At 64.4% G+C, this 14,131-nt stretch carries 12 protein-coding genes and 1 pseudogene; 11 read left to right on the top strand and 2 right to left on the bottom strand.

Features of this window, described 5'->3' with window-relative positions; all coding sequences use genetic code 11:
• The 11 genes from OOT46_RS07475 to OOT46_RS07425 form a co-directional block, all read left to right on the top strand.
• The coding region (locus OOT46_RS07475; RefSeq protein WP_265402962.1) for a GspE/PulE family protein at positions 1 to 852 on the top strand (852 nt) is incomplete at its 5' end.
• A gap of 7 nt (positions 853 to 859) precedes the next feature.
• Complete coding sequence (locus OOT46_RS07470; RefSeq protein WP_265402961.1) at positions 860 to 1,669, top strand: hypothetical protein; 810 nt, start codon at positions 860 to 862, stop codon at positions 1,667 to 1,669.
• A complete protein-coding gene (locus OOT46_RS07465) occupies positions 1,666 to 2,184 on the top strand; it encodes a hypothetical protein (protein WP_265402960.1) in 519 nt (172 codons plus the stop codon). The genes OOT46_RS07470 and OOT46_RS07465 overlap by 4 nt, the downstream gene beginning before the upstream one ends.
• Before the next feature lie 85 nt (positions 2,185 to 2,269).
• Entirely contained in the window at positions 2,270 to 2,719 is a 450-nt protein-coding gene (locus tag OOT46_RS07460; protein ID WP_265402959.1) for a hypothetical protein, read from the top strand.
• Positions 2,716 to 3,330, top strand: a complete 615-nt coding sequence (locus tag OOT46_RS07455) for a hypothetical protein (RefSeq protein ID WP_265402958.1) — start codon at positions 2,716 to 2,718, stop codon at positions 3,328 to 3,330. Before OOT46_RS07460 ends, OOT46_RS07455 begins: the two co-directional genes overlap by 4 nt.
• A 1-nt stretch (position 3,331) precedes the next feature.
• Entirely contained in the window at positions 3,332 to 5,392 is a 2,061-nt protein-coding gene (locus OOT46_RS07450) for a general secretion pathway protein GspD (RefSeq protein ID WP_265402957.1), read from the top strand.
• 1 nt (position 5,393) lies between these two features.
• Entirely contained in the window at positions 5,394 to 5,933 is a 540-nt protein-coding gene (locus OOT46_RS07445) for a type II secretion system protein (RefSeq protein WP_265402956.1), read from the top strand.
• A 31-nt stretch (positions 5,934 to 5,964) separates the two neighbouring features.
• Positions 5,965 to 6,333 carry a type II secretion system protein gene (locus tag OOT46_RS07440; protein WP_416136159.1) on the top strand — a complete coding sequence of 123 codons (369 nt, stop codon included), beginning with the start codon at positions 5,965 to 5,967 and terminating at the stop codon, positions 6,331 to 6,333.
• Between the two features lie 590 nt (positions 6,334 to 6,923).
• Complete coding sequence (locus tag OOT46_RS07435) at positions 6,924 to 9,404, top strand: RHS repeat domain-containing protein (RefSeq protein WP_265402954.1); 2,481 nt, start codon at positions 6,924 to 6,926, stop codon at positions 9,402 to 9,404.
• A gap of 49 nt (positions 9,405 to 9,453) precedes the next feature.
• A complete protein-coding gene (locus tag OOT46_RS07430) occupies positions 9,454 to 11,997 on the top strand; it encodes an RHS repeat-associated core domain-containing protein (RefSeq protein ID WP_265402953.1) in 2,544 nt (847 codons plus the stop codon).
• Positions 11,998 to 12,005: 8 nt separating this feature from the next.
• The gene (locus tag OOT46_RS07425; RefSeq protein ID WP_265402952.1) at positions 12,006 to 12,455 is read left to right on the top strand and encodes a hypothetical protein; all 450 of its coding nucleotides are present in this window, start codon (positions 12,006 to 12,008) and stop codon (positions 12,453 to 12,455) included.
• A 621-nt stretch (positions 12,456 to 13,076) separates the two neighbouring features.
• On the opposite strand, the pseudogene OOT46_RS07420 reads toward OOT46_RS07425, so the two are convergent.
• Both OOT46_RS07420 and OOT46_RS07415 read right to left on the bottom strand, forming a co-directional pair.
• A pseudogene (locus OOT46_RS07420) lies at positions 13,077 to 13,289 on the bottom strand (glycoside hydrolase family protein); the annotation flags it as partial.
• A 263-nt stretch (positions 13,290 to 13,552) separates the two neighbouring features.
• On the bottom strand, positions 13,553 to 13,990 hold the full coding sequence (locus OOT46_RS07415) for a hypothetical protein (RefSeq protein ID WP_265402951.1): 438 nt from the start codon (positions 13,988 to 13,990) through the stop codon (positions 13,553 to 13,555).
• Between the last annotated feature and the right edge of the window lie 141 nt (positions 13,991 to 14,131).

Genomic DNA, 14,131 nt, shown 5'->3' with positions numbered 1-14,131 from the left:
ATCCATGGCGAAGACGCCGTGCTGCGAGTGCTGGGCCGCCGCCATCTGGCCGAGCAGTTGAAGGACCTCACCTTGGCGGGTCTCGGTTTTGCGCCGGACCTCGCGCGGGCCGTCTTGCGCCTGGCGCGCCGCCCGCACGGCATGGTGCTTGTGACCGGACCCACCGGTTCGGGCAAGACCACCTCGCTGTACGCTGTCGTCAACGAGACCTGCAGCGCCGAGGAGAAGGTCGTGACGATCGAGGACCCGGTGGAGTACCAGTTGCCCGGCGTGCTGCAGATCCCCGTCAACGAGCGCAAGGGCCTGACCTTCGCGCGCGGGTTGCGCTCGATCCTGCGGCACGATCCCGACAAGATCCTGGTAGGCGAGATCCGCGACGCGGAGACGGCGCATATCGCCGTGCAGGCAGCGCTGACGGGACACCTCGTGTTCACAACCGTTCACGCCAATGACGCGCTCGACGTGCTCGGTCGCTTCCAGCAGTTCGACATCGATCCCTACGCGCTGGCTTCGGCGCTGAACGGAGTACTGGCGCAGCGACTTATTCGCCGGCTGTGTCGCCACTGCGCCACGCGTGTGCGCGAAGCGGGTGCCCGTGAGTCGGGCTATTGGCGGGCTGTCGGGTGCCCGGCGTGCTTGGGCACTGGCTACAAGGGGCGGTTTGCGATCGGAGAACTGCTGCATGTAAACGCCGAGCTGAAGGCCTTGATCGTGGATCGTGCACCGTACCTTGAGGTCCACAAGGCGGCGCATGCGCAGGGGCTGCGCAGCTTGCGCGAGCAGGCCCTGGAGGCCGCACACGCAGGTCTGACCAGCCTGGAGGAGGTGGACCGTGTCACCGGCGCCGACTGAACCCCAAGTGCCGCTCGTGTTCGCACATCACCTGCTGTGGCTTGAGCGTGGCATGGGTCGCCTGTACGTCGCAAGGGGGCGGGGTGACATGCAGACCTGGCGAGAACTCGGCTGTGCCACGGCGGACCAGGATGACCCCCCCCTCGACCGCTGGCTGCAGCCGTTGCTGGCGCAGGCGGTGGGGCGCTGGTGGCGCTCGGTCGACGTGGTGCTCGGCGGGGCCTGGGTGAGGGCGCTGACCGTGGACCTGGGCCAGGACCCGCTTCCGGAAGAGGTCGCAGCTGCGGTCGTCGCCCACCGGCATACCGAACTGGTAGGGGCATCTTCGGTCCAGGAGCAATTGCTGTACGACCGCGGTGCCCGAAGTGGCCGTGTCGGCGTATTCGCGTGTGCCCGGGACGTGATCGATCAACTGCAAACCGCGGCGAGGAAGACCCGTCTCTCGCTGCGGGGGCTGAGTCCTGCCGCTGCCTGGGTTGTTGCCCACCGTGCGCGAACCCTGAGACGGGGGGCCGGGCAGGAGGGGGCGAGCGGCTGGACCGTGTACCAAGAAGCCGACCGCCTGGTTGCGGTCCTCGAGTTGGACGGTGCCTGGCAGGGGCGGGTCGAGCTGCCGCACGAGCCTGATGTGGCGGCGCTGCGACGACGCCTGCAGGCATGGGAGCGGCGGCTGCAGGTCGAGCCGCCGGCTGCTCCGTTGGTGCTGTTGCCGGCCTCCGGGTCGGGGTGGCTGGTCGAGGCGGGGGAGGGCGATCTGGTCGCGCCCTTGCTGCCATCCGCGGCACCGTCCGTGTCTGTCCAGGAACCAGTGGCATGAGAGTCGATTGGACCCGGGCAGATTTCGTCAATCGCCGCCTGCCGGCCTGGATGGGCTGGGCGGTCCTGGGCGTCGCTGGCGCCGCGTCGGCCGGAGTCGCCTGGGAGATCGAGCGTCGCAGCGAGGTACTTGCTGCCCTGGAGCTGCGTCTGACCCACCAAGTTGCTCTGCGCACGGTGTCGGACGCACCCATGGCTGACCGTGCTGTCGTCGAAACCGACCTCGCGTTGAGACGGGGGCTGGGGATACAGTGGCAGCCGGTGTTTTCCGCCATCGAAGCGCCGGGTCCAGTCGGTGTGGTGCTGCTGGCCGTCGAGCCGGACGCCGCAGCCGGCACGGTGCGCCTGGCGATCCAGGCACCGGACCTTGCGGTCGGCGCCGCCTATCTCACGTACCTGAACGCCGCGGGCTTGCAGCAAGCCCGGCTGGTGTCGCATCAGGCGCTCGATCCCTCCACTCCGGGCGGTCCGGTCCGGCTGGCGGTGCAGGCCAAGTGGAGTCCCTATGGTCCGTGACATGAGTGGGCTGCGGCGGACGCTCGGTTCCGCATTCGGTCGGTGGTCGGGCCTCGGGCTGCCTGGGGCTGCAGGCCTGGCCTTGATGGTGTTTGCGCTCGCCGGGGCTGCCTACCAGCTGCCGCGTTTGCGGGCGCAGGAGGCGGACCTGCACGTAAGCCTGGAGAAAGCGAGGCAACGTCCTGCACTGCCGGTGCGCGCGGTATCGCCGCCTTCGCTGCTGACGCAACTCCCCAGTGAGGCCGAACTGCCGGCACTGCTGGCGCAGATCGTCGAAGCGGCGCGGCTGCAGGAGGTGCCTTTGGGACAGTCGGACTACAGCTACCTGCCGGCTGAGGCCGGCACACCGCCGCGGCTGCAGTTGCGGCTCGACACGCTCGCGCCGTATGCTGGCGTACGGCGTTTCGTCAACCAGGTGGTGCTGACCCAGCCGGCAGTCGCGCTGACGGGCTTCAGCACCTCCCGCGAGAGCGATGCGCAGCCGGTGCCGCGCGTGCGCCTCGTCTTCGAGGTTTACTACCGGAGCGCGCCGTGAGTCCGCGTCTGCGTCGCCTTTTGACGGTACTCGGCGTCTGCCTGGCATTGCGGCTCGCAGTGCTGGCGGTGCCGGAGGACAACGGGCCTCCGGCACCCGTCCTTGCTGCGTCGCGGTCGATGAGCGCACACGTCTCTGCTCCCGTCGGGTTGCCGCCGGTGGCTGCTGCTTCGGCAGCCAGCGCGCCTTCGTCCAGGGCCGGGCTATTGGCACTGAAGGCGGTCTACCAAGAACCGGGGCACGACCCCTTCGCGCCTTCCGCACCACCTGTCGAGTCACCGCCGCCCCAGCCGGTGGCGCCGCCGCCGGTGGTGACGGTCGATCTCGTGCCGCCGCCCCCGCCTCCACCACCCCGGCCCGGTTTCACGGCACTGGGCCAATGGCAGGGCGACGGAGGGTCTTTACTGTTTGTCGCGGCGGGCGGCGGAGCGACCGTCAAGGCGGCGATCGGGGACGTGCTCCCGGGCGAATTCAAGCTGGTGCGCCTGACGCATGGCGCGGCCGAATTCTTGCATGTGCCGAGCGGAGAAACACAGCGGCTGACCTTCGGGGACCAGTCGCGCAACCAGGGGGCCCCCGCAATGGCGGAAGCCCGGCCACAGGGAGAGTAGTTTGGCGGCCGATCTTCACGCCCCGATATTTGTCACGGCGCAACAAGGTTGCCGGGTCCGGCTGCTGCGGGTGCCCCGTGCCCCAGCGCTGACGGTCCTGATGGCCGTGCTGGCCGGTTGCGCCGGGCATGCTGAGTTTCGCAGCGGAAGGGCCGACATCGCGGCCGGCCAGGACGTCGAGGGCGTCGCCAAGCTACGCCAAGCGACGCAGGTCGATCCGGCGAACGTCGAGTTCCGCCGCACCTACTTCGAGCAGCGCGACCGCGCGCTCGACGATGCGCTGCGCCGGCTCGAAGCGCACCTGGAGGCGGGGCGCTTTGTCGAGGCACGCAGCGAGCTCGTCGCCGCAACTCGACTCGCCGGCAACGACCCCCGCGTGATCCAAGGCGAAGAACGGATCGCAGGGGCAGAGCGGCACGCGAGCATGCTCGACCGGGCTGACGCCCTGGGGCGCCAGGGCCGCGTCGACGAGGCCTTGGCGCTTGTGCGCCAAGTGCTCAGCGAGCAGCCGCAGCACCGGCGCGCACGCCAAGTGCAACGGCAGTGGCTGCGCGCTGTTGCCGATCTGCCCGGGCAGGGCGGCTTGTCGCTGCCGCAGCTCGGACCGGCCTATCGCAAGCCGGTGACGCTGTCGTTCGTCAATGCCTCGATGTTGCAGGTCTTCGAATCGCTCAAGCTCGCGTCGGGGCTCAACTTCATGTTCGACCGCGACGTGCCGACCGATCGCCGGGTTACCTTGTCGGTGAACGGCAAGTCGGTGGAGGACGTGCTGCGCCTCTTGTTGGCAACCCAGCGACTGGAGCGCCGCGTGCTCGATGCGGACACCCTGCTCATCTATCCCAACAATCCCGAGAAGACCCGCGAGTACCAGGAGCTGGTGACCCGCTCCTTCTACTTGTCCAACACCGACGTCAACAAGGCCGCCGGCCTGGTGCGCGGCATCGCGAAGGCGCGCGACGTGTTCGTGGACGAGACTTTGAACCTGATGGTGGTGCGCGATTCCGCCGAGGTGGTGCGGTTGGTCGAGAAACTGCTCGCGAACCACGACCTGGCCGAGCCGGAGGTGATGCTGGAGCTGGAAGTGCTGGAGGTCGCGACCAACCGGTTGACCGAACTCGGCATTCGCTGGCCGGACGCGGTGTTGGCCAGCATTGTCGGCACCAGCGGCAAGCCGGGTTCGTTGAGCTTGCCGGAGGCCCGGGACTTGAATTCCGGCATGGTGCAGCTGCAGTTCAACGACCCGCTGGTGGCGGCCAAGTTGCGCAGTCAGCGGGGCGACTCCACCTTGCTGGCCAATCCGCGCATCCGCGTGCGCAACCGTCAGGCGGCCAAGGTGTTGATCGGCGAGCGGGTGCCGGTCTTCACCACCACCAGCGCCATGAACGTCGGCACATTGGAAAACGTCAGCTACCTGGACGTCGGCCTGAAGCTGGACATCGAGCCAACGGTGTCGTTGGAGGACGAAGTCGCGATGAAGGTGGCGCTGGAGGTGAGCAACGTCCTGGAGACTATCACGCGCAGCTCGGGCACGCAGGCCTACCGTCTCGGCACCCGCAACGCGTCGACTCAGCTGCGGGTGCGGGACGGTGAGACGCAAGTGCTCGCCGGTCTGATCCAGCGCGACGAGCGGCGCTCCAACACGGGCGTGCCGGGGCTCAACGGGATCCCCTTGCTTGACAGGCTGTTTGGGCAGGGGCTCAAGGACGACAACCGCACCGAGATCGTGTTGCTCATTACGCCGCGGGTAGTGCGCAACATCCAGGTGCCGGGGCCGGGGCAGATCGAGTTCCTGTCGGGGACCGAGGCGGCGAACGGCGCGGCGTCGATTCAATTGCGGGCGGCAGAGCCGGTCGGTACGCGTGGTGCGCCAGGGCGGGGCAGGGGGCCGCAAGGTGCAGCGGGGAACGGTGCTGTTGAACTCCCTTACTCCGGGCGAGCAGGGCAGGGCGTGCCGTCGCAGCCGGCGCCGCCCGAAGCTCCAGGTGCTCCGGGTGCTTCTCCTACTCCCGGTGCACCAACCATGGCGCCTGGATTCACGCCGCCTCCCATCGTGCCGAACTGACATGCGTCGACGGCTAACCCTTTGTCGGACCGCCTCTCGGGGGGCGCGCGGCTTCTCGCTGGTCGAGATGCTCGTGGTGTTGGCCATCATGGCTGTGCTGGCCAGCATTGGTTTCCCGCTGGCGGAAATCGTGGCGAAGCGGGAGAAGGAGGAGGAGCTGCGAGCGGCACTTCGAGAGATTCGGTCGGCGCTGGATGTGCACAAGCGCCTGGCCGACGAAGGTCGTGTACAGCGGCAGGCGGATGGCAGCGGCTACCCTGCCAACCTCTCTGCACTGGTGCTCGGCGTGGAGGACCTGCGCTCACCGACGCGGCAGAAGATCTATCTGCTGCGGCGCCTGCCGGCGGACCCGTTTGCGACGCCGGCTGAGATCGGCGGGGCAAGCGGGTCTGCCGATCCGATGCAAGTGGCGGCTGCTAGCTGGGGCCTGCGCTCCTATGCCAGCGAGCCGAACGACCCGAAGCCCGGACTCGATGTGTTTGATGTCTACAGCAAGTCGCCCGATGTGGGGCTCAACGGGGTGCCGTACCGTGAATGGTGACGTGATGCGGAGTAGGCAGCGGGGGTTCACCTTGGTCGAGCTGCTGGTCGTGATGGCGATCATTGCGACGCTGCTGTCGCTGGTCGGTCCGCGCTACATGGCGTCGCTGGACCGGGCAAATGAAACGGTGCTCAGGACTAACCTGCGGTTGACGCGTGAGGCGATCGACAAGTTCCGGGCGGACACCGGTCGGTACCCGGTCACGCTGGAGGAACTGGTCCAGCGGAGATACCTGCGAGACGTGCCGCTCGACCCGATGACAACACGCAACGACACCTGGGTCTTGACCACACCGCGGGGCAGTCCGATCGAGGAGGGCGCTGCCGAGCGAGGCGTTTACGACGTTCACAGTGGAGCGGAGGGAAGGGGGCGGGATGGGACTGCGTATGCGGCTTGGTAGTCGCTGCCGGCCGTGTCAGCGCGGCTACACCTATCTGGCGTTGCTGCTGATGTTGGCCGTGCTTTCGGCGGGACTTGCCGCCGTCGGTCAGTTGTGGTTCGCAGCGGCTGAGCGAGAACGCGCCGTCCAACTCTCCTGGGCGGGAGAGCAGTTCAGGCGGGCCATCGCCTCCTACTACCACTCGGCGCCCAACGGCCAGAACCGCTACCCACCGGACCTACATGCGCTATTGCTTGACCCTCGGTTCCCGTCACCGCGCAGGCACCTGAGGCGCATCTATTTGGATCCTTACTCGGCACGCCAGGAATGGGGATTGGTAGCCGCTCCGAATGGAGGTGTCATGGGGGTGTATGCGCATTCGGGGCCACTTGGGGCCGACGATCGCCGGTTCGTCTACTTACCGGCACGAGATTGAATTAATTGGGGCAAGAGATTCGTTGCTGCGGACAAGCTCTTGAAGAGATGAGGGCAAACGAAGTATTTGCATAACGCCTGCAACACCCAGGCACTCTCTATTCGGTCGAATGAAAACAGCAAAAACAGCTGTTCCAAACAAAATGGTAGCTCAACATGATTCCCGAAAGGCATCAATGAAAATTACAATCCATCCTACGCTCTGGTCTCGCCCGGTCTTCAAGCGACCTGCAGTCGGCCTCACGATGTCCCTTATTTTGGTCACGTCCTCTGTTGCTCAGGCGCCTTCTATTCCGCAAAAGGTCCTCCGCTGGGGCGGATTGATGTTTCCGCGGGGAGGGTACGAGAGTCCAGAGATCGGCTGCCAGAAAGCGTTTGAAGAGTGGATGGTGCACAACACCTGCACCCATCGCTACAAAGGGGTGGGAAGTATTACCCCGGTGCCGCCGCCGATTTACTCGGCGGTCGCCCAGGCCCAATGTAAGGTCATTGTGGGACCCCGATGCTCTGCCGGCGGTCTCCGTGAAGGTGACGAGTACGTGTTCGCGAGTATCTCTGCTGTGCCGTTTCCCGTGTTGGACGTATACCAAGACCCTCCTCCAGACAGTTGTCCTGCTTACGGCAAACCTATTCATCCGCTGACCGGCAGTGAACATTACACGGACTCAACGCATATAAGCTTAGGCGGGCAGCGGCTTCAGCTCGCGTATGACAGCCTGCGCGGTGCACTGAGAGCCGATGAAGACGAATTGCAAGGCGCCATGCCGATCAACGGCCAGCTTGGGCGACTGTGGTGGACCAACTTCCATCGGGAACTGATCATAGGACCGGAACATCGAAGCTTATTGGCGATACGTGGTGGAGCTAAGGTGTTCAGCTTCACCTACAAGTCGGGCACCCTGCTGTCCGAGGCTAGTCCCGTTGACAGGATCACCTCCTTTGAGGGTGGGTATCTATATCGCGACATGTCCTCACAAGTGCTGGAGAGGTATGGCAGTACAGGAAAACTGGTCGCGATGAGCACCGCGTCTGGAACCTTACTTACCCCCACGTACAGCACCAGCGCAACGGCGGCAGAAGTCGCACCCGGTCCCGGATACATGATTTCCCTGCAGGACTCGTTCGGTCGCCAGGTGATGTTCACATACAAGACCCTGACAACAGGCGAGGTGGTGATCGACAAGATCATAGATCCAGCGGGGCTTTCTATTGGGACGTCTTACGATGCGAACGGAAACCTTGCGGGATTGGAGTGGCCGGACGCCTCGAGGTTTTTCGTCTACGACAGCAGCCACCCGAAGCAGGAATGGGCGCTCACAGGTATCATCGACGAAGCTGGAGCGCGTTACGCTACGATTACCTACGACGCCATAGGCTGGGCCAGAACAACCGAACTTGCGGGTGGTGTGAACAAGTTTGTCGTGAATTATACAGAGGCACCCCGCCGAGTCATCTCGATGGTATACAACTCGAAAAACAGCGTTTTCACACGCTATCACGAGTGGATTCCGGTCAAAGGCCTGACGATAACGTCTCCCAATAATGTCGTTTCTAATATCGAGACACAGGCCACGTTGGTGCGCGACCCGGCAAACGCTCCAGACAAGGGGTTGCCGCGACCAACGATCATTGATCAGCCCGCGGGAGCAGGTTGCACTGCGAGTACCAGCGAAATCAGCTATGACAGCAACGGCAGTGTGGCAAGCCGGGACGACTTCAACGGTAGGCGCGTGTGCTATGCCTATGAGCCGGGCCGCAGTCTAGAGTCGGTGCGAGTTGAGGGCCTGGCCAATACTGCTAGTTGCAGCGCGGTCCTGGCGGACGGGGCGAGTGTGCCGGTGGCTGCGCGCAAAATCACCACGCAGTGGCATCCGGACTGGGCCTTGCAGACCCGGGTGGCAGAGCCGCGCCGCATTGTGACGACCGTCTACAACGGTCAGAGCGATCCGTTCAACGGGAATGCGATCGCAGTTTGCGCGCCAGCCGTTGCCAAGCTACCGGACGGCAAGCCGATCGCGGTGGTGTGCAAGCGCGTGGAGCAAGCGACTACGGACGTCGACGGCTCCAAGGGTTTCGCTGCGGCGTTGGCGCCTGGCGCCGCGGCGCGGCAGTGGACCTACTCGTACAACAGCTTTGGCCAGGTACTCACGGAGGACGGCCCACGCACCGACGTCGCGGACGTGACCCGCTACGAGTACTACGCTGACACCACAGCGAACTGGACCAAGGGCGACCTGCAGCAGGTGACCAACCCGGCAGGTCAGGTGGCGCAGTACACGAAGTACAACCCGCACGGCCAGGTACTGGAGATGAAGGACGCCAACGGGGTGGTGACCACGTACACCTACGACCTGCGCCAGCGCTTGAAGACCGTTATGGTTGGCACCGAGCTGACCACCTACGACTACTACCCCACCGGCCTGCTGCAGCGCGTGACGCAACCCGACGCCAGCTACATCGAGTACCGCTACGACGACGCACACCGCCTGACCGGCTTGGCGGACGGCCTGGGCAACTCGGTGACCTATACGCTGGACAACGCCGGCAACCGCACCAAGGAAGAGATCAAGGACCCGCAGGGTGTGCTCACGCGCAACCTCGGCCGCGCCTTCGACGCACTGGGCCGCCTGCAATCGGCCACGGGCACGCTGCAGTAAAACAACCCACAGAACACCGCATAACAACCTTTCATCGGGAGAGGACCGCATGAGACACCCCCGCCACGCGCGGCCCTGGGCGCAGCGCGCCCTGGTCGGCGCCTTGATCAGCGCCCAGGTGCTGCCCCTGTCGGCCTGGGCACAGACGACGCCCACGCAGGACACCACCACCCAGTACGAATACGACGCCGAGGGCAACCGCACCAAAATCACTGATCCGCGCGCGCAGGTCACGATCCAGCGCTACGACAACCTCGACCGGCTCAAGCAGCAAGAACTGCCGGTGCCCAAGGCCGGTGCCGGCACGCCGCTGATCGACTACAGCTACGACCAGCGCGACCAGCTCACCGGCGTCACCGACCCCAAGCGCAACACGACGAGCTACGGCGTCGACGGCCTGGGCAACCCGGTGAATGTGATCAGCCCCGACACCGGCACCACCACCATCACCAAGGTGGATGCCGCCGGCAACGTCACCGAGCTGACTAACGCACGCGGGCAGAAGATCGTCTACGTCTATGACGCACTGAACCGCCCCACCACCATCACCTGGCCGAGCGGCGCTAAGACCGTGCACGGGTACGACGCCTACAGCACCACGGCCGGTGCCGAGAACTACGGCCGCGGCCAGCTCACCAGCCTCACCGAGCTCACCAGCGGCGGCGTGCAGACCAGCCGCCTGGAATTCGCCTATGACAGCCGCGGCCGGTTGCTGCGGCGTTGCCAGCTCTGGGGCGCCGCCACCACCTGCACGGCTGCCGACACGCTGAGCTACCGCTGGGCCACCAGCGGGACCCAGGCCGGCCGGCTGCTGGGGCTCACCTACCCCTCGGGCCGCAAGGTTGACTATCAGTACGACGCGCAGGGCCGCATCGGCGGCGTTACAACCACCGACCCCGGCGGCAGCACCGCCCAGGCGGTGGTCAGCAACGTGCAGTACCAGACGCTGGACGTCGGCAGCTACGCCGTCAAGAGCTTCACCTTCGGCAACGGCAGCACCACCCCCGTGCAGCGCTACAGCCGCAGCTTCGACCTCGACGGGCGCATCACCGGTTTTACGCTGGGCCAGGGCGCCCCGGGCATCGGCGCCGAGCAGGCCCAGTACACCCTGGTCTACGACCCGGCCAGCCGCATCACCGAGATCCGCACCGGCCCGGCCGCCACGCCGACCAAGGTCACGTTCAGCTACGACAACCTCGACCGTCTGACCCAGGCGGTGCTTCCCAGCGCCACCTACAGCTACGACTACGACCTCAACGGCAACCGCACCCAGCGCATCGTCAGCGGTGCAGGCGCCAGCACCACCACCTACACCTACCCGGCGACGAACAATCGGCTGGAGAGCGTGAAGGTCGACGCCCAGCCGGCGCAGACCCTCACCACCGACACGACCGGCAACATTACGGTGGACCCGGCCAACCCGCTGGGCACCATCAACTACACCTACACCACCGGTGAAGGCTTGGTCGTCACCGGACGGCTGAACGTCAGCTACGGGCCGATGGCACGGCACGTGTACAGTCACAACGGGTTGGGGCAGCGCATCCGCAAAGCGGGCTCGACGCTGACGTCAAATGGCGTCACCTACAGTCCGCCGGCCTATGTCGGCAACAGCGACACCTACTTTCACTATGACCACGGCGGCCAACTCATCGCCGAGCGCGATGCCAACCAGTTGGTCAAGCGCGAGTACATCTGGCTGGGGAACCAGCCTGTGGCGGTCATCACTGGCGCGACGCCAACCCAGCAGATCCGCACCACTGGGACGCCGCTGAACCTGCCGCAGGTGCGCTACGTTCACACCGACCATCTCAACACACCCCGGTTGATCACCGACTCGGCGGGTGTCAAGCGGTGGGAGTGGGCGGTGCTGAATGAGCCCTTCGGCATAGCGGCGGCCAACTCGGCTCCGCAAGGGCAGGCGTCAACTCACCGGCTGGATTTTCACCTCAGGTTCCCAGGCCAGTACTTTGACCAGGAAACGGCCGCAGCATATAACTACTTCCGATCATACAACTCGCATACCGGGCGGTATTTGCAGAGTGACCCGCTCGGTTTGGCAGGAGGACTTGGAACCTACAGCTATGCAGCAGGAAGCCCAATGCGGCTCACCGACGCCGCCGGCTTGAGCCCAGCCGGCGACGTCGGTGCAATCGTCGGAATGTGGGGCGGACGGATTGTCGGCGCTGCTGCCGGGGAAGTCATTTGGCCCGCTGGTGGAGGCTTTCCAGGAGGGTTGGCAGGAGGCCGTCTTGGAAGTTGGGGGGGACGGGCTACGGGCGAGTGGCTGAACGGCCTCATATACTCAGACGCCTCAGGAAGCTCCACCAGCAACGATCAAGTCTGTAAACCGGCGAAACCCGACGTGGAACCTGGCGACCTCTGCGAGCAACTTGCGCTGGCAGAGGCAAAGGCAGGAGCTGGCGTGCCAATTATGGGACAGATGGGCGATGAGCCTCGGCTCGTTGCGCATTATGGTGCGGGACCTTGGAGAAAGATGGAACACAAGCATGTCTGTCCCAATGGTCGAAGGATTACTATTCACTATTTCACAAATGGAAGAGGTTTGAACGTTGAGCTGAAGTTCAAATAGGAATCGAAATGAAGCTAGAACTGGACATCTCTATTTACCCCGGTGACTACAACGCTGCGGAACTCCATATTAGCTTTCGAGCCGGCAATTTTTCTGGAGAAGGAAGAGGGTGGCTAAGAATGGCGGAGCTGGACAACTTCTCGAAGGCGATCAAGAAGTTTCCGCTCGGCGAAGAACCTTATCCTTGCCTTGCTGCTGGGGTCTGGAACGAAGCGGCAACAGAACTTGTTCAGGAGCACCTTTACTTTAAGGTTTCACCAGAGGGTGCTCGTGGCGCTGTCCGTTTTCTAGTTAGGTTAGCGGTTCCGGACGACAGCGCAGCGGCTGATGGAATCGCGTTTTCAGCCTCCGCCAACATTCGGACGAATTATGAAATGCTCCGTGAAATGGCAGACGCATTAGCGTCGCTAGCCGACGGAGACGCTTCAGAGATAAAGCTGGTGTTTCCCGTCGACTGAGAACGGTAAATTGAAAACATTCGACGCGCGTAGTCCGACTGTGTCGCCGCGCGTCGGCTTTTAGGCAGAGCGAGAAGGTCGGCCGCAGCGGACCGCTCGGCTCTGTGAATGAAGATTGGGAAACGTCAAAACAACGAAGCCAGCCACAAGCGCTCCTAGGGTCAACCGTTTCAGTTCAGCCGGGCCGCCGATGAAAAGCGAAAGCGCGAAGACCGTCCATGTCAACAAAGACATCAGCGCAAGCAGCTTGCCTCGGGGGTACCGGGGAACAAAGCGCCTGTCCAGAGATTTCGGCTCCGGCTCGGGTTTGTCCTTCGAAGGACTTGCGCTTTGATTTGTTTGCTCCTGCATTTCTCCCTTTCCAGTGATTTGATTTCACAGGGGCGCAAGATGCAACGTTGCCTTCATACAAGTGAGCAGTGCATCATCTGTTTCTGAAGCCACATCGACCGCCTGCGCTCCAGAAGCAGCATAGACCGTGGACCCTACGCGTCAAATTCATCCAACTGGGGAACAGACGTTGTCAGGTTGAGGAGGGACTGCAGTGAGGTTCCACGGCGACCAGCGGCACAGGGAGCAAGGGAGGGGGCAGGGCCACACGGTCGCTGCGGCGTCGGCTCTTCAGCTGGCCATAACGAGTAACAGCGCCTCCGCCTCTCGGCGGGCCACCAGCCCAGGCAGCACTCTGCCTCCTCCGTACACGCAGCGTCGCAGCTCGTGCACTGCGGCGGGCCAATCACGCTCGTTGACCCGTCGACGCAATGAGGACGTCTGTTGCCGGCCGGCGCCGAGGTTGAAGGTGAAGTCGACGATGGCAGCCAGGGGGCCGTGCGGGCAGGAACGTCGAGCCCCAGCCCGTGTCGGCGTTTAAGACACCGACCAACGCTGTCGCCTTCGCAGCCCAGTACAAGGCCATGAACCAGTCGGCGATGACCAGCCGCACGGGTTGGAGCCGAGGACTCCGACGTGGTGGCAGCGCTATCGGCTGCGCCTCCCATTGCGCCGGGGCCGACGTGGCGGTGTCACTCTGCCGGGATGCGCCAGCGAGGACAAGACGAGCCGAGCCTCTTGTACGAGTTCGTTCAAGTCGGACGGGATCACGGAGGAGGAAGCGCCGACATGGCGGCCCATAAGCAGTTCCACCCCCGCCGCCAGCATCGCTGTTCGGTTTCCCCCACTTGGCGGTGCAAGAGCAGCGCTTTGAGCTCCCGCGCTTCAGCGCGGGCCAGGGCGCCGACCACTGACTCCAGTTTCTCCAGCGGCCTCGCGAGGGTCCCAGGGTCACTCTGTACGAGAATGAGTTCGGCCAGCCAGCTTTTCATGGCGCCGTAGAGGCTGAAGCACAGCTGCATCGGCATGTCGGCTCCCGGTGGGCCTAGCATTTCGAAGAACAGCCGCTCTCGCACCGCGACAACCCCACCTGCCGCCAGGAGCACTTCCCCGAGCAGACCAGGTCGGTGATGCGCTGCCGCGCAGCGGGCCCGTCCCAGCTTCTCACGAAGCTGGGCCAGCTGGTGTCCCAGCAACTGGGACACCTCATTTCCCTGAGAGTTGTCTGAAAACACGCCGTAGTCTGGATGGCAGCAGCGCTTGGCCTGTAAATAGATGCAATACGCACGCCGGACTTCCGCATTGAAAGGCGCCGGCTGGTGTGGCAAGTGTGGGCTGGAACAGCC

Origin of the sequence: Aquabacterium sp. A7-Y, from assembly GCF_026153205.1 — a bacterium.
GTDB lineage: Bacteria > Pseudomonadota > Gammaproteobacteria > Burkholderiales > Burkholderiaceae_C > Caldimonas.
This window is presented reverse-complemented; position numbering and strand designations above follow the sequence as displayed.

What these genes read in the sequence shown, in the direction of transcription:
- OOT46_RS07465 (WP_265402960.1), top strand. Translation starts at nt 1,666, where the DNA reads ATGAGAGTCGATTGGACCCGGGCAGATTTCGTCAATCGCCGCCTGCCG.
- OOT46_RS07435 (WP_265402954.1), top strand. Translation starts at nt 6,924, where the DNA reads ATGAAAATTACAATCCATCCTACGCTCTGGTCTCGCCCGGTCTTCAAG.
- OOT46_RS07425 (WP_265402952.1), top strand. Translation starts at nt 12,006, where the DNA reads ATGAAGCTAGAACTGGACATCTCTATTTACCCCGGTGACTACAACGCT.
- OOT46_RS07430 (WP_265402953.1), top strand. Translation starts at nt 9,454, where the DNA reads ATGAGACACCCCCGCCACGCGCGGCCCTGGGCGCAGCGCGCCCTGGTC.
- OOT46_RS07460 (WP_265402959.1), top strand. Translation starts at nt 2,270, where the DNA reads ATGGTGTTTGCGCTCGCCGGGGCTGCCTACCAGCTGCCGCGTTTGCGG.
- OOT46_RS07445 (WP_265402956.1), top strand. Translation starts at nt 5,394, where the DNA reads ATGCGTCGACGGCTAACCCTTTGTCGGACCGCCTCTCGGGGGGCGCGC.